General features: G+C 72.7%; 22 protein-coding genes, 1 pseudogene and 1 riboswitch. Of the genes and pseudogenes, 16 read left to right on the top strand and 7 right to left on the bottom strand.

Annotated features, from left to right (window positions below; translation table 11 throughout):
• The 3 genes from JLI01S_RS17550 to JLI01S_RS12845 form a co-directional block, all read left to right on the top strand.
• Positions 1 to 1,544 (top strand): FtsX-like permease family protein (locus JLI01S_RS17550; protein ID WP_245634619.1); only part of this gene is annotated, 1,544 nt, incomplete at its 5' end.
• Positions 1,541 to 2,377: an ABC transporter ATP-binding protein gene (locus tag JLI01S_RS12840; RefSeq protein ID WP_068265228.1), complete on the top strand. Its 837-nt coding sequence runs from the start codon at positions 1,541 to 1,543 to the stop codon at positions 2,375 to 2,377. The genes JLI01S_RS17550 and JLI01S_RS12840, both read left to right, overlap by 4 nt.
• Positions 2,374 to 3,096, top strand: a complete 723-nt coding sequence (locus JLI01S_RS12845; protein ID WP_068265229.1) for an ABC transporter ATP-binding protein — start codon at positions 2,374 to 2,376, stop codon at positions 3,094 to 3,096. The genes JLI01S_RS12840 and JLI01S_RS12845 overlap by 4 nt, the downstream gene beginning before the upstream one ends.
• Here JLI01S_RS12845 and JLI01S_RS12850 read toward each other — a convergent pair.
• Both JLI01S_RS12850 and JLI01S_RS12855 read right to left on the bottom strand, forming a co-directional pair.
• Positions 3,066 to 4,043, bottom strand: a complete 978-nt coding sequence (locus JLI01S_RS12850) for an NAD(P)H-quinone oxidoreductase (protein WP_068265231.1) — start codon at positions 4,041 to 4,043, stop codon at positions 3,066 to 3,068. The genes JLI01S_RS12845 and JLI01S_RS12850 overlap by 31 nt on opposite strands.
• A complete protein-coding gene (locus JLI01S_RS12855; protein ID WP_245634620.1) occupies positions 4,043 to 4,333 on the bottom strand; it encodes a DUF4235 domain-containing protein in 291 nt (96 codons plus the stop codon). Before JLI01S_RS12855 ends, JLI01S_RS12850 begins: the two co-directional genes overlap by 1 nt.
• Positions 4,334 to 4,460: 127 nt before the next feature.
• A riboswitch (TPP riboswitch) is annotated at positions 4,461 to 4,563 on the top strand.
• An 80-nt stretch (positions 4,564 to 4,643) separates the two neighbouring features.
• Between JLI01S_RS12855 and JLI01S_RS12860 the strand changes: the two genes are divergently transcribed.
• The 4 genes and pseudogenes from JLI01S_RS12860 to JLI01S_RS12870 all read left to right on the top strand — a co-directional run bounded on the left by JLI01S_RS12860 (position 4,644) and on the right by JLI01S_RS12870 (position 8,084).
• A complete protein-coding gene (locus JLI01S_RS12860; protein ID WP_068265235.1) occupies positions 4,644 to 5,288 on the top strand; it encodes an ECF transporter S component in 645 nt (214 codons plus the stop codon).
• Positions 5,289 to 5,470: 182 nt separating this feature from the next.
• A pseudogene (locus tag JLI01S_RS17805) lies at positions 5,471 to 5,882 on the top strand (ATP-binding cassette domain-containing protein); the annotation flags it as partial.
• Positions 5,873 to 7,573 (top strand): ATP-binding cassette domain-containing protein, encoded by a 1,701-nt coding sequence (locus tag JLI01S_RS12865; RefSeq protein ID WP_439645575.1) that lies wholly within the window; start codon positions 5,873 to 5,875, stop codon positions 7,571 to 7,573. The pseudogene JLI01S_RS17805 and the gene JLI01S_RS12865, both read left to right, overlap by 10 nt.
• A 16-nt stretch (positions 7,574 to 7,589) precedes the next feature.
• Positions 7,590 to 8,084, top strand: coding sequence for a flavodoxin family protein (locus JLI01S_RS12870; RefSeq protein ID WP_068265237.1), 495 nt, complete (start codon positions 7,590 to 7,592; stop codon positions 8,082 to 8,084).
• 82 nt (positions 8,085 to 8,166) lie between these two features.
• Here the strand turns inward: JLI01S_RS12870 and JLI01S_RS12875 are convergent, their stop codons facing one another.
• Positions 8,167 to 8,646, bottom strand: coding sequence for a hypothetical protein (locus tag JLI01S_RS12875; RefSeq protein ID WP_157074955.1), 480 nt, complete (start codon positions 8,644 to 8,646; stop codon positions 8,167 to 8,169).
• Positions 8,647 to 8,688: 42 nt separating this feature from the next.
• Entirely contained in the window at positions 8,689 to 9,483 is a 795-nt protein-coding gene (locus tag JLI01S_RS12880; RefSeq protein WP_068265241.1) for a hypothetical protein, read from the bottom strand.
• Positions 9,484 to 9,574: 91 nt separating this feature from the next.
• Here JLI01S_RS12880 and JLI01S_RS12885 point away from each other — a divergent pair, with 91 nt between their 5' ends.
• Complete coding sequence (locus JLI01S_RS12885) at positions 9,575 to 10,018, top strand: universal stress protein (RefSeq protein ID WP_068265304.1); 444 nt, start codon at positions 9,575 to 9,577, stop codon at positions 10,016 to 10,018.
• On the opposite strand, the gene JLI01S_RS12890 is transcribed toward JLI01S_RS12885, so the two are convergent.
• Positions 10,015 to 10,596 carry a DinB family protein gene (locus tag JLI01S_RS12890; protein ID WP_068265243.1) on the bottom strand — a complete coding sequence of 194 codons (582 nt, stop codon included), beginning with the start codon at positions 10,594 to 10,596 and terminating at the stop codon, positions 10,015 to 10,017. The genes JLI01S_RS12885 and JLI01S_RS12890 overlap by 4 nt on opposite strands.
• A gap of 138 nt (positions 10,597 to 10,734) precedes the next feature.
• On the opposite strand from JLI01S_RS12890, the gene JLI01S_RS12895 reads away from it, so the two are divergent.
• From JLI01S_RS12895 to JLI01S_RS12910, 4 genes are read left to right on the top strand one after another with little or no spacing between them, the layout of a single operon-like run.
• Positions 10,735 to 11,439, top strand: a complete 705-nt coding sequence (locus JLI01S_RS12895; RefSeq protein ID WP_068265245.1) for a DUF1361 domain-containing protein — start codon at positions 10,735 to 10,737, stop codon at positions 11,437 to 11,439.
• Positions 11,436 to 12,641 carry an MFS transporter gene (locus JLI01S_RS12900; RefSeq protein ID WP_068265248.1) on the top strand — a complete coding sequence of 402 codons (1,206 nt, stop codon included), beginning with the start codon at positions 11,436 to 11,438 and terminating at the stop codon, positions 12,639 to 12,641. The genes JLI01S_RS12895 and JLI01S_RS12900 overlap by 4 nt, the downstream gene beginning before the upstream one ends.
• A 29-nt stretch (positions 12,642 to 12,670) precedes the next feature.
• Positions 12,671 to 13,375, top strand: a complete 705-nt coding sequence (locus JLI01S_RS12905) for a DsbA family oxidoreductase (protein ID WP_068265250.1) — start codon at positions 12,671 to 12,673, stop codon at positions 13,373 to 13,375.
• Positions 13,375 to 13,875 carry a mycothiol transferase gene (locus JLI01S_RS12910; RefSeq protein ID WP_068265252.1) on the top strand — a complete coding sequence of 167 codons (501 nt, stop codon included), beginning with the start codon at positions 13,375 to 13,377 and terminating at the stop codon, positions 13,873 to 13,875. Before JLI01S_RS12905 ends, JLI01S_RS12910 begins: the two co-directional genes overlap by 1 nt.
• A 144-nt stretch (positions 13,876 to 14,019) precedes the next feature.
• Here JLI01S_RS12910 and JLI01S_RS12915 read toward each other — a convergent pair whose 3' ends face one another.
• Positions 14,020 to 14,688: an NUDIX hydrolase gene (locus tag JLI01S_RS12915; RefSeq protein WP_068265254.1), complete on the bottom strand. Its 669-nt coding sequence runs from the start codon at positions 14,686 to 14,688 to the stop codon at positions 14,020 to 14,022.
• A 91-nt stretch (positions 14,689 to 14,779) separates the two neighbouring features.
• Between JLI01S_RS12915 and JLI01S_RS12920 the strand changes: the two genes are divergently transcribed.
• The 4 genes from JLI01S_RS12920 to JLI01S_RS12935 are packed head-to-tail and all read left to right on the top strand — an operon-like array spanning position 14,780 to position 17,524.
• Entirely contained in the window at positions 14,780 to 15,802 is a 1,023-nt protein-coding gene (locus JLI01S_RS12920; protein WP_068265256.1) for an SPFH domain-containing protein, read from the top strand.
• A 3-nt stretch (positions 15,803 to 15,805) separates the two neighbouring features.
• Positions 15,806 to 16,696 (top strand): diacylglycerol kinase catalytic domain-containing protein, encoded by an 891-nt coding sequence (locus JLI01S_RS12925; RefSeq protein WP_068265257.1) that lies wholly within the window; start codon positions 15,806 to 15,808, stop codon positions 16,694 to 16,696.
• Positions 16,693 to 17,136: a hypothetical protein gene (locus tag JLI01S_RS12930; RefSeq protein ID WP_068265259.1), complete on the top strand. Its 444-nt coding sequence runs from the start codon at positions 16,693 to 16,695 to the stop codon at positions 17,134 to 17,136. The genes JLI01S_RS12925 and JLI01S_RS12930 overlap by 4 nt, the downstream gene beginning before the upstream one ends.
• Before the next feature lie 28 nt (positions 17,137 to 17,164).
• Positions 17,165 to 17,524, top strand: coding sequence for a VOC family protein (locus JLI01S_RS12935; RefSeq protein ID WP_068265260.1), 360 nt, complete (start codon positions 17,165 to 17,167; stop codon positions 17,522 to 17,524).
• A gap of 3 nt (positions 17,525 to 17,527) precedes the next feature.
• On the opposite strand, the gene hrpB is transcribed toward JLI01S_RS12935, so the two are convergent.
• Positions 17,528 to 20,032 (bottom strand): ATP-dependent helicase HrpB, encoded by a 2,505-nt coding sequence (gene hrpB, locus JLI01S_RS12940; RefSeq protein WP_068265261.1) that lies wholly within the window; start codon positions 20,030 to 20,032, stop codon positions 17,528 to 17,530.
• Positions 20,033 to 20,034: the final 2 nt, after the last annotated feature.

Here is a 20,034-nt window from a genome sequence, read left to right on the forward strand (position 1 = left end):
GCCGGGTCCTCGTGGTGACGACGGTGGCGAGCGCCATCGCGGTCTTCGGCGCCAACGCCGTCGTCGTCGCCGACCGCAACCGGCTCGCCCGGGCCGAGCTCGAGACCGGCGCGCCCGCCGTGGTGTCCGTGGACTCGCGCACCGCACCAGACCTGATCGCCGCGGCGGACTCGCTCGAGGAGCACGGCGTCGCCGCGGCACCGGTCGCGATGATCCGGCCGCACTCCGACGAGGCGGCCGTGACGATGGCGACCGACCCGCAGCGGCTGCTCGAGGTGGCGCACCCGCAGACCGTGAGCGGGCTCGACATGGCCGCGCTCGCGCTGCCCGCGCAGGAGCCCATCGTGCTGCCGTCGGGGTCGGCGACGGCGCAGGTCTCGTGGGACTTCCTCCTCTCCTCCGGGGACGAGGCACCCACGCTCATCGCCGACATGACGACCCCTGACGGCGACAGCCGGTCCGCCACGATCGCGACCCTCGGTCCCCGGGCGTCCGGCTCGGTGCGCGTCGACGCGCCGCTCTTCTGCTCCGACGGGTGCCGGCTCGCCGGCCTGCGCGTGGGCACCTCTGGCTTCGCCGGGTCGGAGGTCAAGGGGAGCGTCACCGTGACCGACCTCGCCGTCGACGGGAGCGCGTTGCCGGTGACCGCTGACGGCGTGTGGGCGCCGCGCCGGTCCACGGACAGCACCGGCCTGGAGGTCACGACCCGGGGCGATGCCCTGCAGCTCGACGTCGCCGCCGCCGACGGCGCCGACGTCTCCGCCTTCGTGGCCGACGTGCCGCGCCCGATGCCGGCCGTCGTCTCCGGCGGTGTGGCGGAGCAGGGCGCGGTCGTCCAGGTCCTCGACATCGGGGGCGGCCAGACCGAGGTCCGGGTCGACCAGCACGTGAGGGCACTGCCCGGCACGACGGACCGGGGCGTGCTGCTCTCCCTTCCCGCTCTCGCGCGGGTGACCGGTGACCTCGACATCGCGCGGACAGACCGCCAGCTGTGGCTCGCCGATGCCTCTCCCCAGGCGCTGGCCGAGGTGCAGCGGATCCTCGAGGACGACGGCGTGGCCGTGCGTTCGGTGCGCACGACCGCCGAGGCAGACCGGGTCTACGACGACTCCGCCTCCGGCTGGGGCCTGCAGCTCGCGCTGCTCGGTGGCGCCCTCGCCGTGGTCCTCGCGGGCCTGGTCCTGCTGATCCTGGCGATCACGGGATGGCGAGCCGCGGTGCGCGACCTCGCCGCCCTGCGCATCAGCGGCGTGAGCCGGAGGGCCATCGCGCGCGCCCTGCGCACCGAGCACCTGACGAGCGTCGCCGTCGGCGTGCTGCTCGGCGCCGCGTGCGCCCTCGTCGGGTCATGGATCGCGCTGCCCGCGCTGCCGCTCTTCACCTCGCCGGCCCCGGTCCCCGTGTCCGACCTCACCCCCGCGTGGCCGGCCGTGGCCGCAGCCGCGGTGGCCGTCACGCTCGTCCTGCTCGTCATCGCGTGGTTGCTCTCCGTGGCGGTCCTGCGACGGGTCCGGCTGTCTGCGGCGAAGGGGGAGCCGGCGTGAGCGGGCTGCCCGTGCGCACCCACGGACTGGTGCACATCTACCGCGCGGAGGGCCACGACGTCGCAGCCCTCTCGGGCGTCGACCTGACCGTCGCGGCGGGCGAGCGCATCGCGCTGCTCGGCCCGAGCGGGGCCGGAAAATCGACGCTCCTGGCGCTCTTCGGCGGGCTGCTGCGGCCGAGCGCCGGGCGGATCCACGTCGGCCAGCACGAGCTGTCCGCGATGTCGGAGGCGCAGATCGACGCCTTCCGCGCCGGCGAGGTGGGGATCGTCCTGCAGGGCGCCGCGCGCAACCACCTGCCGTGGCTCACGGCGCGAGGCAACATCGAGTTCGCCCAGCGGCCTGCCCGCCGCGCCGGCCGGGCCGTCCCACCCGTCGAGGACCTGCTCGACCTGCTGCGGTTGGGCGAGGTCGCCGAGGCGCCCCTTGACTCGCTCACGCCCGGCCAGCTCCAGCTCGCCGCACTCGCGGTGGCACTGGCCAGCGGGCCGGGACTGCTCCTCGGGGACGAGCCGACGAGCCAGCTCGACCACGACTCCCGGGATGTCGTCCTCGATGCCTTGGCCGAGGTCGGTCGCACGCTGGGGACGACGGTCGTCGTCGTCACGCACGACCCGGACGTGGCGCGCGCCTTCCCCCGGACCGTCACGATCCGCGACGGGCGCGTCGGGGGCGAAGGGCGCAGCGGTGAGGAGTACTCCGTCGTAGCAGCCGACGGGTCGCTGCCGCTGCCTGCGCCTGCGGTGGAGGCCTTCCCACCCGGGACGCTCGTGCGGGTCCACCGCACGGACGAGGGCACCTGGCAGCTGATCGCCGAGGAGGAGGACGCATGACGCAGCGGATGACCGACCAGCTCGTGCTGGACGACGTGAGCGTGCGGTACGGCGACGTCGTGGCCGTCGACGGTGTCGCGGCCAGCGCCGAGCCCGGGGAGATCACCGCGGTCACGGGACACTCGGGTGCGGGCAAGACCTCATTGCTGTGGGCCATCGGCGGACTGCTCGACGACGGTCGGTCCAGCGGATCGATCGCGTTGGGGGACATGGCGATCGGTGGCGAGGTCTCGTCACGCGACGCCGGTGCGGTGCTGATCCCGCAGGGCAGCGCGCTGGCCGAGGTGCTCACGGCGCGCGACAACATCGCGATCCCGCTGGTGGCTGCCGGGATGTCCGGCGCTGAGGCGACCGCACTGGCCGATCGCACGCTGGCGTCGGTGGGGCTGGACGAGCATGCCGGCCACCTCGCCGAAGAGCTCTCCGGAGGCCAGCGCCAGCGCGTGGCCGTGGCCCGGGGACTCGCGCTGTCCTCCCTTCGCCTCGAGTCGGGGAGCCTGCTGCTCCTCGCCGACGAGCCGACCTCGGAGCTCGACCACGACACCCGTGAGCGGGTCGTCGCACTGCTGCAGGACATCGCCCGCCGCGGCGGCATCGTCCTGCTCGCGACGCACGACCCCGAGGTCGCCGAGGTCGCCGCAGCCCACTGGCACCTCGAGGACGGCCGCCTCACCGCCACCCGGGAGTGTCAGGCAGTGAGCAGGATCTTGCCGATGTGACCGCTCGCCTCGAGCTCGCGGTGGGCGTCGGCGGCCCGGTCCAGCGGGTGGGTGCCCTGGATGATCGGCCGGACGGCGCCGTCCTCGATGAGCGGCCACACGTGCTCGCGCACGGCCGCGACGATCGCCGCCTTTTCCGCAGCGGGGCGGGCCCGCAGCGAGGTGGCGATGACCGCGGCCCGCTTGCTGAGCATTGTGCCGAGGTCGAGCTCACCCGTGCGGCCACCCATGAGGCCGATGACGACGAGGCGGCCCGCGGTGGCGAGTGCGTCGACATTGCGGGGCAGGTACTTCGCGCCCATGAGGTCGAGGATGACGTTGGCACCACGACCGTCGGTCGCCGCCTTGATCTCCTCGACGAAGTCCTGCTCGCGGTAGTTGATGAGCACCTGCGCACCGAGGTCGCGGCAGACATCGAGCTTGGCCTGCGACCCAGCGGTCACGGCGACCCGCGCACCTGCGGCCGTGGCGAGCTGCGTGGCCATCGTGCCGATGCCCGACGAGCCGCCGTGGACGAGGAAGGTCTCGCCCGGCTGCAGGTTGGCGGTCATGAAGACGTTGGACCACACCGTGCACGCCACCTCGGGCAACCCCGCGGCGTCGACGAGGGAGACCCCCTTGGGCACGGGCAGCAGCTGCGCGGCCGGCACGAGGACCTGCTCGGCGTAGCCGCCGCCGTCGACGAGGGCGCAGACCTCGTCACCGACGGACCAGCCCTCGACGTCGGGACTAACCTCGCGGATCGTGCCCGCGACCTCGAGACCGGGGAGGGGGGAGGCCCCCTTCGGCGGTGGGTAGTGCCCCAGGCGCTGCATGACGTCCGCGCGGTTGACCCCGGCGGCCACCATGTCGACGACGACCTGACCGGGGCCGGCGGTGGGCGCGTCGACGTCCGTGATCTGCAGGACGTCGGCGTCGCCGGGCTCGGTGATGGAGATGCCGCGCATCAGGAGACCTTGTCCAGCTCTCCCTTGAGGGCCACCTGCATCTCGGTGGGGAGGTGGCCGGAGGACTTCTTGTAGAACGAGGCCGCCTGACGCGTCGCCATCGTGCGGGCCAGACCCATCGCCAGACCGGCGAGCGCAGCGAAGGCGATGGCCTCACCGATGGGGTTGTCCGGGTTGTTGGGGTCGATGTCCTGGCCACTGCCGAAGCGTGACCACACGATGGCGACGATCTTGTTGGCGACGATGCCGGCGACGATCGCCGAACCGGTGCCCAGCACCTTCCAGACCATGTTGCCCACGGGGAGTCCTTTCACGAGCGGCAGAGGTGGTCGACGGACTCGATCACCCGGTACGAGCACAACCCTGCCACAGGAGGGTCGGCCCGGACGGAGTCGCGGACGGCGGGGCTATGCTGGAGGGGCACGACAGGGGAGCGCAGCAGCGCTGAGAGTGCGGGCAACCGCAGACCCTCGTACCTGATCCGGCTCGCACCGGCGTAGGGAGTCGAGTCTCAGGACCTGATCGTCGATGGCACGACGTCAGCGTCGGGTCGCGACGACAGGCCCTCCCTGTGGGATACCGACACAGGAGAAGCACCGCATGACCGCCACCAAGACGCCGGCCGCCTCGAGCGCCCGGACTGTCCTCGCCACCGGCCAGCTCATGGGCTGGCGCACCATCGACCTGCTGACCATCGCCTTCCTCGGCGTGGCCTTCGGCGTCGCCTACTGGGGCTACGGCCTGATCTACAACGGGCCGATCTCCGCGCTGGGGCTGGCCTTCCAGCCGCTCTTCGGCCTCTTCGTCGGCTTCTGGTTCATCGCCGGTGTCGTCGGCGGGCTCGTCGTCCGCCGCCCCGGCGCGGCCCTGGCCTGCGAGCTCATCGCCGCGACGGTCTCGGCGCTCTTCGGCAACCAATGGGGGGTGACGACCGTCGTCTCCGGGCTCGCCCAGGGCATCGGCGCCGAGCTGGCCTTCGCGATCTTCGCCTACAAGGCCTTCGGCCCGGCCGTCGCGGTCCTCGCCGGCGCGCTCTCAGCGCCCCTCGAGTGGGTCTACGAGGCCTACGCCTACTTCGCCGACTGGACCTGGGCGTGGAAGCTCGCCTACCTGCCCCTCATGGTCATCTCCGGCATCGTCATTGCCGGGGTCGGCGGCTGGCTGCTCACTCGCGCGCTGGCGCAGGCCGGCGCGCTCAACCCCTTCCCCCCGGGCCAGGAGGTCCTCGAGCGGAGAGCGGTCTGACCGCCTCCGAGCTCCCCACCTCCCTGGCTGGAGGTGGACGCGCGGGCGATCCGTCCGCGCGTCCACCGTCACCGCCGACGGGGGGCGATGTCGTCGTCCGCGGTCTCACCTGGCGACCTGCCGGGCGAAGGGAGCCGGTCCTGCGCGACATCGACCTCACCCTCCCCGCGGGGCAGCGGATCCTGCTCGTCGGCCCCAGCGGGTCCGGCAAGTCCACCCTCCTGAGGGCACTGGCCGGTCTGCTGCTCACCGTCGACTCCGGCGACCTCACGGGTGAGGTGACGGTCGACGGCAGCGCTCCCGGGACCCGACCCGGGGCGGTCGGGCTCGTCCTGCAGGAGCCCGGCTCGGGGACGGTCGCGGCGACGGTGGGGCGCGATGTGGCCTTCGGCCTGGAAAACATCGGGTTGCCCGCGGACACCATGCCGGCGCATGTCGAGGCTGCCCTGACCGCGGTCGGCCTGGACCACCTCGACGGCGACACCCCGACAGGCGCGCTGTCCGGTGGCCAGACCCAGCGGCTGGCGCTCGCGGGTGCGCTCGCGCTGCGACCCGACCTGCTGCTGCTCGACGAGCCGACCGCGATGCTCGACGAGGCGAGCGCGGCCACGGTCCGCGATGCCGTCGTCCACGGCGCAGCCGGACTCACGACCGTCGTCGTCGAGCACCGCATCGAGCCGTGGCTCGAGCACGCCGACCGGATCGTCGTGCTCGGCCGCGATGGCCGGATCAGTTACGACGGGACGCCCGTCCAGGTGCTCGCGGACCACGGCGACGAGCTCGCCGCAGACGGCATCTGGGTGCCGGGAGTCGCCGCGCCCGAGCCCCTCGCCATCGACCTCGGGGCACTCGCCCGCCCTGCCGAACCCGGCGTCGGCCTGCTCACCTGCGAGCCGGTGCGCGTCGAGCGCCGCCGCAACCACCTGGACGGCAGCAGCGAGGTCTCGACCGCGCTCGTCACCGACGCCCCGCTCGAGGTGGCCGCGGGCCGGGCGACCGCGCTCGTCGGACCGAGCGGTGGGGGCAAGAGCACCTGGCTGGCCACGATCGCCGGACTCATCCCCCCTTCGTCCGGGCGGGTGGTGACCAGCGATGGCCGGGAGGTCGCCGAGCTGCCGGCGACCGACGTGGCTCCGCTCCTGGGCTGGGTGCCGCAGTGGAGCTCCAGCGCGCTGCTGTCGCGCACCGTCCTGGACGAGGTGCTCCTCACCGGGCGCACCCTCGGAACGGCCGACGAAGGGGAGGCCCGTCACCTCCTCGAGGTGCTCGGCCTGGCCCACCTGGAGCGTGCCGATCCACAGACGCTCTCCGGCGGGGAGCAGCGCCGACTTGCCGTGGCCGCCGCTCTCGCTCATGGACCCAGCGCCGTCCTGGCCGACGAGCCGACCGTCGGGCAGGACCGTGGGACCTGGGCTGCCGTGACCGGCCTCCTGCTCTCGCACCGGGCCCGCGGCGGTGCCGTGGTCACGGCCACCCACGACCCCGACCTCGTGCGGCTCGTCGACGAGGTGCGGCACGTGCGGACGCCGCCACCGCAGCCCGAGCGGGCCACCCCGCCCGCTGTGCTGTCGGCCTGCGGCCCGCTCTCCCTCGTGGCCGCGGCAACGATCCCGATGGTCGCCGCTGTGCTCTCGCCCGGCTGGCGGGTCTCCCTCGTGGTCCTGGCCCTGCTCGCGGTCGGTGCGGTGGTCGGCCTCGCCAACCGCCCGGGCAGCGGCGGCTGGACCCTGGCCGGGCGCTGGCGGGGTCTGGCCATCCGCCTGCTCCCGGGAGTCGTCGGCGGCCTGAGCGTCGGCTGGTCGACCTGGCTCCTCGGGGCGCACGATGTCGAGACCGCGCTGTCGGCTGCGCTGCGTCTGCTCGTCATCGTCGTGCCCTCGGCGATCACGCTCGCCTTCATCGACCCCGACGACCTCGCCGACCACCTCGGTCAGCGACTGCGACTGCCCGCGCGGCCGGTCGTGGCCCTCGGGGCCGCGCTGCAGCGGGTGCAGTCCTTCGGCGCCGCGTGGTCCGAGGTCGGCTGGGCCCGGCACCTGCGCGGCCAAGGGGTCTCCTGGCGGCAGCCACGCTCGGTGGTCGCGCACCTGTGGGCCTCCACCTTTGGCATGCTGCTGCGCTCGCTCGGGTCGGCGGCCACGCTGGCCGTGGCGATGGACGCACGCGGCTTCGCCTCCGACGGGCGGCGGACCTGGGCCGAGGGCGCACCATGGCGCCTGTCCGACACCCTCGTGGTGCTGGCGTCACTCAGCACCGTCCTCGTCGTGGTCATCGCTCGACTCTGAGGGCAGGATGGGGGACATGGCACGTCTCCTCGTCGTCCACCACAGCCCGACACGATCCACCCGCGCGCTGCTCGACGCGGCGCTCGAGGGCGCGCGTCATCCCGACATCGACGGGGTGGAGGTGCAGGTCGTCCCGGCACTCGAGGCCACCGCCGACGACGTCCTCGCCGCTGACGGATATCTGCTCGGGACACCCGCCAACTTCGGGTACATGTCGGGCGCGCTCAAGCACTTCTTCGACTCGACCTTCCTCCAGGTCGGCGGTGCGCTCGATGACTCCGGTGGTGCCGGTGACGGCTCAGGGGAAGGCGGCACCGCCAAGCGGCCGTACGGCCTGTGGGTGCACGGGCGCTACGACGTCACCGGAGCCGTGCGCGCCGTGACGTCGATCGTCCAGGCGCTGGACTGGAAGCAGTCCGCCGACGTCCTCGAGGTCGTCGGGGATGTCGACGACGACGCGCTCGACGCGGCCACCGAGCTCGGAGGGACGCTGGCTGCGCTGCTGGCCTAGGGCGTCACCACGAACGACGCAGAGGGGGATCCCACCGACTCGGTGGGATCCCCCTCTGCGTCCTGCCGGGGTAGGAGTGGCGTCAGGCGTGACGCGGGGTGTAGCGGCTGTGCCGCGCGGTGTAGCGGGCATTGGACCGACGGATGGCCACGGCAGCGCTGACGACCACGAGGGCGTAGATGCCGAGGGCGATCCACCCGGCGAGCCAGGTGGCGGCCGCACCGATGACGACGACCGAGACGAGGACGCAGGCCATCGCGACGAGGTTGCGGCGGATCGCGGCGACGGACTCGGGGGTCGCGTGTCGGCTGCGCAGGTTGTGACCGACCGGGGTGACGACGTGCTGGACGTCGTCCGCGGGCATCTCGACGGCAGTGATCTGGCTCTGGCCCGGGACCGCGGCCTCCTCGACGGCATCGCGGTAGGCCAGACGAGGGATGACAGCGGTGTCCACCGTGTCGTCGTCGGTCGCGAGCATCGCCTCGAGGTCCTGCGCCTGGATGGCCCAGGTCGGCAGATCGGTCGGGGCAGTACGGGATGAAGTCATGCGCGCCGTGCTCATGAGCGTTATGATCCCGCGCCCTGATCAGGATCTGAGGGAGGTCTAGGCCTTCGGGCGTGTCTCCAGGCGCGCGATGAGCCGGGTCACATCCGTCACACGCGCCTCATGGGTGTTGACGAGGTCGCGAGCGGCCACGAGCTCGGCGCGTGCCTGCGACTCGGCACGTCTGGCGTCCTTCAGGTCGTGCTGCGCCTCGCGCAGCTCGTCGCGGGCCTCCTCCAGTTCCTGCTGGCGGGCAACCTCGGCCTCGTCGGCGACTGCGCTGTCGTCATCGGCCACGCCGCTGTCGTCATCGGGATCGCTCGGCGGGTCCTCGGGCAGGGGCGGCACCAGCCGAAGGGGGGTCGCCACGGCGTCGTCGAGCTCGACCTCGCCGAAGCCCGCGTACGACAACGGCCGCAGGAGGCTGCCGGACGCGAGGGCGCGCCCGCTCTGCTCGTCGGCCAGGGCGGCGACCGCCGTCGCGTCGACGTCGTCCTGCGTGGCCGGGCCGTACTTGGTGCCCTGTGCTTCGGCACAGCGGCCGGCTGCGGCGATGAGGGCATCGATGATGGTCCGACGCTCAGGCCTGGCCTCGGCCAGTGCGGCCATGTCGCCCTGTGACTGGGCGGCGCGCATGCGGGCGCCGAGCCGGTTGAGGTCGGCGATGGCCCGCGGCTCGTCGCGGGCCACGCGGTTGAGCAGCCACGCGGCCACGGTCGGCTTGCGCAGAGCCTTGATCTCGGCGGCGAGGGCGGGGTCCTCCCCCTTCGCCTGCGTGACGAGGCGGGTGCGGGTCGCGACGAAGTCCGGCAGGGGCGCCGCGTAGAGCTCGTCCACGGCTGCCGAGAGGTCCATCGGACCACCTTCCCACGGGCGGCCATTCGCTACACTCTGTAGTAGATGACGGTGGCCAGCCGTCGTCGACGAGACCGATGGAGTGATCGTCATGGGCAACCAACCCGTCGTCGTCGGAGTGGACGGCTCCCCCGACTCGGTTCGCGCGCTGCGCTGGGCCCACCGCTACGCAGAGTTGGTCGATGCGCCTGTGCGCGTGGTGACCGCCTATGCGCCACCGGCCAGCTACGGCGGCATCTACGCCATGGGGGCGCTCACCGATTCCGACAAGATCGCCGAGGATGCTCGACAGATGCTCACCAGGGCCGTGGACGAGGCCCTGGGTGATGGCGCGAGCGTCATGGCGCACATCGAGCACGGACACCCGTCAAAGGTGCTCGTCGAGGCATCGCACGACGCCCAGGCGCTCGTCATCGGCACCCGGGGCCACGGCGGCTTCGTCGGGATGGTGCTCGGCTCGGTCAGTCAGTACTGCGTCGCGCGCGCGACCTGCCCGGTCGTCGTCCTGCCGCACGAGCGGCCCGAGCAGCCCTAGCGCGCCTCGGCGATGCGGGTGAGACGCGCGAGATGCTCGGCCCAGCGCTCCTGACCCCACTCCGGGAGGTTGTTGCCCTCGGACCGCAGCCCGACCCGACCGTCGAGCTGCTCGCGCAGGATGTCGGCGTGCCCGGCGTGACGAGCCTCGTCGAGGGCCATGTGGATGATGATCTGGCCCAGCGTGACGCGGTTGCGCTCCGTCGGCCACCACGCGACCGTCCCGGGTGCGTCCAGCGGCAGCGCCTCGATCGTTGCGTCGGCGTGGTCGAAGCAGGCCCGGCTCCAGGCGAGCACGTCGGCCATCGACTCGGTCTCGGTGGCGAACATGTCCTCGTTGTCATCGGGGTCCACGCCCTCGACCGCCCACGGCAGGACGAGGTCGCTCGGCCGGTCGAAGGTCTCGCCGAAGTACCCCAGCTCGCACGCCGCCGCATGCTTGACCAGACCCAGCAGGTTGGTCCCGGTCGGTGTCCTCGGCAGCCGCGCCTCCCGCTCGCTCAGCCCGTCGAGCTTGAGCAGCAGCGCCGCCCGCTGCGCCTTGAGGTACCCGTGCAGGTGCTCCTTGAGGTCCGTCATGAGTCCACCCTGCCACCGGGGTGCGACAGGCGGCCGCTCCCCCTTCGTCTCCCCGCTCGCGTCCAGTGGCCAGCCGCCTCAGGGAGCGTGGGGGAGATGTCCAGCGTCTCCCAAGGTGGGAGGCCTACTGTCGCTCGGATGGCACAGATCTCCCACCCCGGGCGTTGGCTGACGGGGCTCACCCTGCTCCTCGTGGCCGGCACGCTGGTCGCGGCGGGGCTGCAGGACGTGCGGGCCGAGCGTGCTGGTGCACCGGTCTTCGCCTTCCTCTTCTGGAACCTCTTCCTGGCGTGGGTCCCGTACGCGCTGGCGCTGGTCATGACCGGTCTGCACCGGGCGCGGGCGTCGGGCTGGGTGCTCGGGGCGCTCGGCGTCGTGTGGCTGGCCTTCCTGCCCAACGCGCCGTACATCCTCACCGACTTCATCCACCTGGGCGCGATCCCCGGTGCACCGCGCTGGTTCGACGCGCTGCTCATCGGGTCCTTCGCCGGGACCGGGTTGCTGCTCGGGCTGGCCTCCCTCCTCCTCGTGCACCACGTCGTGGAGGCGCGCGTGGGCCAGGTCGCCGGCTGGGTGCTCGCGATCGGCTCGTTGGCCCTGTCCTCGATCGGGATCTACCTGGGGCGCTTCCCGCGCTTCAACTCCTGGGACATCCTCACCAACCCGCAGGGGCTGCTCGAGGTCATCGCCTATCGGCTCGCTGACCCCTTGGGCAACCCCTTCCTCCTGCAGTTCGGCGCGATCATGACGGGCGGGCTGGTCCTGTCCTATCTCGCGACGTGGGGCCTCGGTCGGGCCCTCGCGGGCGGTCGTCGGACCGGGGTGGCACAGTACGGCGGGTGAGTACCCCGGCCATCCCGAAGCAGGAGCGGCCACCGATCCCGACCGAGATCAAGGTCCTCGTCGCGGCGGCCTTCGTCATCGCGATCGGGTTCGGGCTGATCTCCCCGGTCCTGCCGCAGTTCGCGCAGAGCTTCGACGTCGGCGTGACCGCCGCGTCGGTCATCGTCTCGGCCTTCGCCTTCTTCCGCCTGCTCTTCGCCCCCGCGGGAGGCTCGCTCGTCACCCGTCTGGGTGAGCGTCCGGTCTACCTCATCGGCCTGGTCATCGTCGCGCTGTCGACAGGCGCCTCGGCCTTCGCCCAGAGTTACTGGCAGCTGCTGATCTTCCGCTCCCTCGGCGGCATCGGATCGACGATGTTCACCGTCTCGGCCATGGCCCTGCTCGTGCGACTGGCCCCACCGCTGATCCGCGGCCGCGTGTCCTCGATGTACGGCAGTGCCTTCCTCATCGGTGGCGTCATCGGCCCGGTCATCGGTGGTGCGCTCGGCGAGCTCGGGATGCGCGTCCCCTTCGTCGTCTACGGCGTCGCCCTGCTCATCGCGGCGGGACTGGTCGGTCTGATGCTGCGGGGGACCCCCCTTCGCCACATCCCGGTCGACGGTGCGCTGCCGCCGATGACCGTCAAGGAGGCCCTGCAGGACAGCGCCTACCGCTCGGCGATGGTCTCCGCCTTTGCCAACGGGTGGACCAACTTCGGGGTGCGGGTGGCGATTCTGCCGCTCTTCGCCGTCGCGATCGTGGGGGAGACCTGGGCCGCGGGCGTCGCGCTCGCCGTGGGTGCCGCGACGACCGCTCTGACCCTCCAGTACTCCGGGCGGCTGGCCGACACCGTCGGTCGCCGCCGCCCGATCATCATCGGCCTGGCCCTCAGTGCCGTCTCGATGGGGACCATGGGGCTGGCTGGCGGCCTGGTGACGATCCTTGTGCTGACGGCGGTCCTCGGGGTGGGCTCCGGCCTGCTCAACCCGTCCCAGCAGGCGACCGTCGCCGATGTCGTGGGCAACGGCCGCTCCGGCGGCAAGGTGCTCGCGGCCTTCCAGATGTGTCAGGACGCCGGCGGCATCGGTGGCCCCGTCCTCGTCGGGTTCGTCGCGGACCAGGCGGGCTGGGAGTGGGCCTTCGCCCTCAGCGGGCTGATCTCCGCGCTCGCGATCATCCCGTGGCTGCGCTCCCGGGAGACGCTGGTGGTCCACCCGGGATGATCCCGGAGGGCTCGCGCGTTGGCCCCGGTATGAAGATCGACATCTGGTCCGACATCGCCTGCCCGTGGTGCTACATCGGCAAGCGCCGCCTCGAAACCGCGCTGGCCGACCACCCGCACCGCGATGCGATCGAGGTCACCTGGCACAGCTACCAGCTCGACCCGACGCTGCCGGAGCACTACGACGGCACCGAGATCGAGTACCTCGCGACCCGCAAGGGGATGCCGCAGGAGCAGGTGCGCCAGATGTTTGGTCACGTCACCGAGCAGGCTGCTGGCGAAGGCCTCGCCTACGACTTCGACTCCTTGGTCGTCGCCAACTCCGCCCGGGCGCACGAGCTGCTCCACCTCGCCAAGGAGCGCGGCCTGGCGGACGCGGTCAAGGAAGCTCTGCTGTCCGGCCACTTCGAGCACGGCATGGACATCGGTGACGTCGACCAGCTGGTGCGGGTGGGCATCGACGCCGGCCTGGACGAAGGGGAGATCCGCGCGGCCCTCGCAGACGGCCGGTACAAGGCCGCGGTCGCGTCCGACATCGACATGGCCCGGCAGATCGGGGTGACGGGTGTCCCCTTCGTCGTCGTGGACATGAAGTACGCCGTCTCCGGGGCCCAGCCGCCGGAGGTCTTCCGCGAGGTCCTCGACAAGGCACTGGCCGAGCAGGCGCCCGCGATCCAGGTCGTCGACGGCGCGCAGGACGCGGACGCGTGCGGCCCTGACGGCTGCGCGATCTGATGACTCCGTCACAGCTGCTCATCGACTCCTTCGAGCGGGTGCGCGAGGGCGCGCTCGCCGCCATCGACGGGCTGAGCGAGGAGCAGCTCGCGCACCGGATCGCCCCGGACGCCAACTCCATCGCTTGGCTGGTCTGGCACGCCTACCGCGTGCAGGACGAGCACCTGGCAGATGCCGCAGGACTCCAGCAGGTCTGGGCCGCACGAGGGTTCATCGAGTTCTTCGACCTCGACATCGACGAGGACGACACCGGCTACGGGCACACCTCCGCGCAGGTGGGCAAGGTCCGGGCCACTGCCGACCTGCTCGCCCGCTATGTCGAGGCGGTCCACAAGCAGACCCTTGCGTGGGTCGGGGGGCTGACCGCAGAGCACCTCGACCGCGTCGTCGACACCTCGTGGGACCCGCCCGTCACCCTCGGCGTGCGGCTGGTGAGCGTCGTCAACGACGACACCCAGCACATCGGCCAAGCCGCGTACCTGCGGGGCCTGCTCGACTGACGGCCTTCCAGGCCCGCCTGCCCCGGATGGTTGTGCGTTGAAGTGGTGGCCCTGCGTGCCGGGGATGCCCATATGAGGACGTCGGCTCTCAGAACTACCGGTTCAACACACAACCATCTCGGCGTCGCAGCAGCACAGGCCTGCTCAGCGCGTGATCGGCGGGGTGAGCTGCTCGGTCGGCCCGCGCCGGTAGAGCTTGGCCGGCCGCCCCGGCTCGGCGCTCGAGCTCGACCCGGTCTCCTCGAGGAAGCCAGGCGTCTTGGTCACCTTGCGGTGGAAGTTACGAGGGTCCAGCCGCTCGCCCCACACCGCCTCGTAGACCTCGCGCAGCTGGCTCACGGTGAACTCCGGCGGGCAGAAGGCCGCTCCCAGCGAGCTGTACTCGAGCTTGGCCCGGGCCCGCTCGACCCCGTCCCGCAGGATCTCGTCGTGGTCGAAGGCCAACCCCGTCCCCAGGGCCGCAGCCACCGGCCACCACCGCGCCTCGGCCGCGTCCGTGCCGGCCGCCGGCGTCGGTGCATCCGGGGTCAGCGCGAGATGTGCGACCGTCACCGTCCGCCCGCGCGGGTCGCGATCGGGCGCGCCGTAGGTCGCCAGCTGCTCGAGGTGGATGTCGGTCAGCCCGGTCTCCTCGCGCAGCTCCCGGTCGGCCGCAGCGCGCAGGTCCTCGTCAGGCAGGACGTAGCCACCTGGCAGGGCCCACTCACCGACGAAGGGGGGAACACCCCTTCGGACGAGGAGGACGCAGAGTTCGCCGGAGCGGACCGTGAGGATCGCCAGGTCGACGGTGACGGACACGGGTGGTGCGGACATGGGAACAGCCTAACCCTCCTTATCGTCAAGTTGACGTTTAAGTCTCGACGGAGTTATCGTCAACATGACGCAAACAACCCAAGGAGGCGTCATGGCAACCATCACCAGCTATCCCTTCATCACCCACCTGCGGACCCCGGCCACGAGCTATGTCCAGCACCTCGCGCACGGCACCCTCAAGCACGAGGGGGTCGGCTCGTCCTTCTGGTTCCGCCGGCTGCCCGCCGTGCTCAGCGAGGTGCCCGTCGACGACCGCGAGCAGGCCGTCCTGGTCAAGGTGCGCGCGAGCGACCTGCAGGAGGTCAACGTGCCGGGCGTCGTCACCTACCGCATCGCCCAGCCGGCGACCGCCGCAGCCCGCGTGGACTTCGGCATCGACGCGAAGGATGGCGCCTGGCTCGGCCGTCCCCTCGACGTCATCGGTGCCACCGTCCACGGAGCGGCCGCCGACGCGATCACCGCCGGGCTGACCGGCCGGCCCCTGGCGCAGATCCTCATGAGCGACCCGGCGGACCTGGCGGGACGGGTCATCCAGCGGCTCACCGCCGACCCGCGGCTGGCCGACCTCGGCATCGCCGTCGTCGCTGTCCGCTTCGACGTGCTGCGCGCCGACCCGGACGTGGAGCGGGCTCTGCAGCTGCCCTCGCGGGAGCAGATCCAGCAGGAGGCGGACAAGGCGACCTTCGAGCGCCGGGCCGTCGCCGTCGAGCGCGAGGCCGCGATCGGGGAGAACGAGCTGACCAACCAGATCGACCTGGCCCGCCGCGAGGAGGAGCTCATCGCCCAGCGCGGTGCCAACCGGGTGCGCGAGGCGCAGGACAGCGCCGCCGCAGACCGGGTCACCGTGACGGCCGAAGGAGAGCGCACCGTCTCGCTCGCCCGGGCCAGCGCAGAGGCGACCGAGGCCATGGGTGCCGCGGAGGCGGAGGCCGAGCGGGCCCGTCTGACTGCCCAGTCGGAGGTCTCGCCGCAGGTGATCATGGCCTTGGCGCTGCGCGAGCTGGCGGGCAACCTGCCCGACATCGACCAGCTGGTCCTGACGCCCGATGTCGTGAGCAGCGTGCTGGGTCGCCTGGCCGTCGGCCAGGCTCCGGCCGAGACGCAGGAGGTCTGAGCGATGGCCGCCCCACGGGTCGTGGTCGCCCACCGGGCGAGCGAGTACGCAGAGCTGCTCGCCCGGCACGGCACGCGCGGCCAGGTCGGCTTCGTCCTCGAGACCCGGGGACGGGCGCTCGCCGAGGTCGACGCCGGTCACGAGGCGCTCGAGACCGCGCTCGCCACGGTGGGCGCGGCCATCCCGGCCGACTGGCGCCGGGCGTCGGTGGAGCGGGCCGAGCTGGCCCGCTTCGTCTTCGAGCCGGGCGACATCGTCGTCGCCGTCGGTCCGGACGGCCTGGTCGCCAACCTCGCGAAGTACCTCGACGGTCAGCCCGTCATCGGTGTCGACCCGCGGGCCGGGGTCAACGCGGGTGTCCTCGTGACCCACTCCGCTGCGGCCGTGGCGGGACTGCTGCCGGCCGTGGCGAAGGGGGCGGTCCGCACCCTCGAGCGCACGATGGTCGAGGCCGTTGCCGACGACGGGCAGCGCCTGCTCGCGCTCAACGAGGTCTTCCTCGGGCAGGTGGGGCACCAGTCGGCGCGCTACTCGCTGCAGGTCGGTGGTCGGGGCGAGCGGCAGTCCTCGTCGGGCGTGATCGTCGGGACCGGTACGGGGGCGACGGGTTGGTGCGCCTCGCTGCAGCGCATCCAGGCGCCGGACCTCTCGCTGCCCGAGCCGACCTCGCCTCGGCTGACGTGGTTCGTCCGCGAGCCCTGGCCGTCGCCGAGCACCGGGGCCGACCTCGTCGCCGGATCGATGGCCGGGGGAGAGGAGTTCGCCATCGCCGTCGAGTCGGAGGGGCTGGTCGTCTTCGGCGACGGCATGGAGGAGGACCGACTCACTCTCGGTTGGGGACAGCGGGTCGTGGTGCGTCGGGCGCCCGAGGTGCTGCGTACCGTGGTCGCGTGAGCGAGTTCGTCGTGCAGGTCGAGACCCACCTGGAGCCCCGGGACGCATGGGCGCGGTTGTGGGACCTCGACCGGCACACGGCGGTCATCCCGCTGACGACGGTCGCGCTGGTCGCCCCGGCCGTCGCGCTCGCCGAGGGTGTCGACTTCGTCGGCCGCACGGCGATCGGCCCGCTCGGCTTCGACGACACGATGCAGGTCCGGGCCTGGGATCCGCCGACGCCGGGTGAGGGGCGTGCGCTCGTGGAGAAGACCGGCTCCCTCGTCGGTGGTCGGATCGAGGTCACCGTCGCCCCCTCCAGAGGGGGCGGGGCGCAGATCACCTGGCGCCAGGACGTGGAGCTGCCGTGGCTCCCTTCGCCCCTGTCGTGGGTGGAACGCCTCGCCGCACGCGTGGCCGCCCCCGGGTACCGCCGGGTGCTGCGGACTTTGCTGGACTGACTCCCGCAGGGGTGGGAGTGTCGTGGGCATGGGAGCGACACTGCGGATCGAGATCTTCCCGGCCGACATCGAGGCCTCGCTGGAGTTCTACGCGGCACTGGGCTTCGACGTCGTCGGGCGCAAGGAGGACCCGCCGTATGCCTCGATCGTCAGGGACGACGTGCGCATCGGCATGGTGCAGGCACCGGCCCAGCCGTCAGCCCAGCGGGCGGTGCCGATCGGGACCGAGATCGTCCTCGCGGTCGACGACGTGCCGGCCGAGCGCGACCGAGTCGTGGCGGCGGGCATCGAGCTCGCCGAGGACCTGCAGGACCGTGAGTGGGGGCTGACCGACTTCCGCGTGCACGATCCCGACGGGTACTACCTGCGGATCACCGACCGGCGCTGAGCGTCAGGAGCGGCGCTTGGTCCGCGCGGTCGCGGGAGCGCTCCACGGATCCTCGGGCCACGGGTGGCGTGGGTAGCGTCCCCGCATCTCGGCGCGGACCTGCGTGTACGGGCCCGACCAGAAGGACGCCAGGTCATCCGTCACGGCGAGTGGCCGCCGCGCGGGGGAGAGCAGGTGAAACAGGACGGGGACGCGGCCGTCGACGAGCCGAGGAGTCGCGGCCAGGCCGAAGCACTCCTGCAGCTTGACCGCGAGCACCGGTGCGGCAGAGGGCTCGTCGTGCGGCGGCCAGGTGATCGTGATGCGTGACCCGCTGGGGACGGGCAGTCGCTCCGGGGCCAGCTCGTCGAGCCGGGTCGCCTCCGGCCACGGCAGCAGGCGACGAAGGGGGTCGCCCAGGTCGATCCGTCCGATCGGCGTCCCCGTGGCGATGCGTTGCAGCTCCGGACCGAGCCACGCGTCGAGGCGCGCGGCCAATGACTCGTCGGAGACATCGGGCCACGGGTCGCCGAGGTGGTGGTGCAGGACGGCCAGGCGCCGACGCAGGGCATCGGCCGCGGGGGACCAGCTGAGCAACCCGGGTCCCTGGCTCTCCAGCGCTCGCCGCACGGCCTCGGCGCCCGTTGACGCATCCGCTCGCACCGGTGTCGAGCTCAGCTCGATGGCACCGATCGCGTCGACCTGACGGGCGGTGACCCTCCCTTCGCCCAGGTCGGCACGGACCTCCCGGACCCGCAGCCCGGCGCCCGCGGTCTCGGCCTCGTCGCGGGCGAGCCCGGCGGCCAGCCGGATGACGGCGCCGGTCCCGGCAGCGACCCGACCGTCCGCTCGGGCGACATCGGCGACGACGATCCACTCGTGGTGGCGCACGGGGCTGCCCGCCGGCAGGGCGGCGCGGGTGCCGGAGGCGAGCAGATAGGTCGGTCCGTCGCCGACACGCCGGGCGATGCGCCCGGGGTGGGCCAGCGCCGCGACCAGCCCGACTGCCTCACCACCCCGAACCTGCCTGGGCAGTTGCGGGTCGACGAGGCGGGTCAGGCGGTCCACCTCCCGGCGCCAGCGGGCGGACTCGCGGGCCCGCCCGGAGCGCAGGTCCGCGACCAGCCGGGTGAGGTCACCGTCCTCGCTGCGCACGTCATCGGCGAGGGCCGCGACGACCTCTGCAGCAGCCGTGGCCCCGACGAGCGGGGCGCCGTCCAGCAGGGCCCGGGCCAGCCGCGGGTCGGCGGGCACGCGGGCGGCAGCCTCGCCAGCGGTGGTGATCCGGCCGGAGTCGTGGACCAGCCCGAGTCCGCGCAGTCCGGCCTCGGCAGCGGTGATCGCAGCGAGCGGAGGCGGGGTGAGCAGTGGCAGGCCATCGCCTCGTGGAGACCCCCAGGCGGCGAGGGTCAGCGCGGTCTCGGTGAGGTCGGCGGTCGTGATCTGGGGCGTGACGTGCTCGGGCGCCCGCGACCAGACGGACTCCTCGATGAGTCGCACCGCTCGGCCCGGACCCAGGCGGGCGGCGCGTCCGGCACGCTGGGTCATCGATGCCCGGGACGCTTGGACGGTGACGAGGCCTGACATGTCGCGGGCGGCGTCGCGGCGGGGCTCACGCGAGAGCGCCGCGTCGATGACCAGCCGCACGCCGGGCACGGTGAGCGAGGACTCGGCGAGGTCGGTGGAGACGATGATTCGTGACGAATCACCCCGGCGTTCCCCGGTCGCCCGATCCTGGTCGCGTGGCGCCAGTCGCCCGTGGAGAGGGAGGACCTCGGCGGCGGGTGCGAGCCCCCGCAGCTGCTCGACGACCCGGTCGACCTCCCGGGCGCCGGGGACGAAGACGAGGGTGTCGCCGCCACTGTCATGGTGGCGGGCCGCGGTCCGTGCGACGTGGTCGAGGAACTCACGCGTGACACCTCGCGCGTCGGTCCGCGGCAGCGTCGCCGGCTCCCAGGTGATCGCGAGCGGGTGGAGCGCACCCTCGCTGTCGACGACCGGGGCGTCATCGAGCACTCTGGCGATGCCGGGGGCGTCGAGGGTGGCCGACATGGCGATGAGCGGCAGGTCGCGCAGCTGACGCACCTCGGCGAGCATGCCCAGCAGCAGGTCCGTGTCGAGGGCTCGCTCGTGGATCTCGTCGAGGACGACCGCGGCGGTGCCGGTCAGCTCCGGGTCGGAGAGCAGGCGCCGAACGAGCACGCCGGGGGTGACGAACTCGATCCGCGTGCCGCGCTGCACGTGCCGCTCCCCGCGGACGGTGTACCCGACGAGCTCACCGAGCGGCGTGCCCGTGAGGTGGGCGAGGCGGCGGGCGGCCGAGCGCACGGTCACCCGTCGTGGACCGGTGACGACGACCCGTCCGGTGACCTGGGTGGCGAGGAGGGGCGGCGCGAGCGTCGTCTTGCCCGACCCGGGCGGCGCCTGGACGACGGCGACCCCACGCGCGGTGATCGCCTCGCGCAGCTGCGGCAGGGCCTCGGCGAAGGGGAGTCCCTCACCGATGGTCGCGAGGTCGAAGAGGGGCACTC

Source organism: Janibacter limosus NBRC 16128 (assembly GCF_001570985.1).
Classification (GTDB): domain Bacteria; phylum Actinomycetota; class Actinomycetes; order Actinomycetales; family Dermatophilaceae; genus Janibacter; species Janibacter limosus.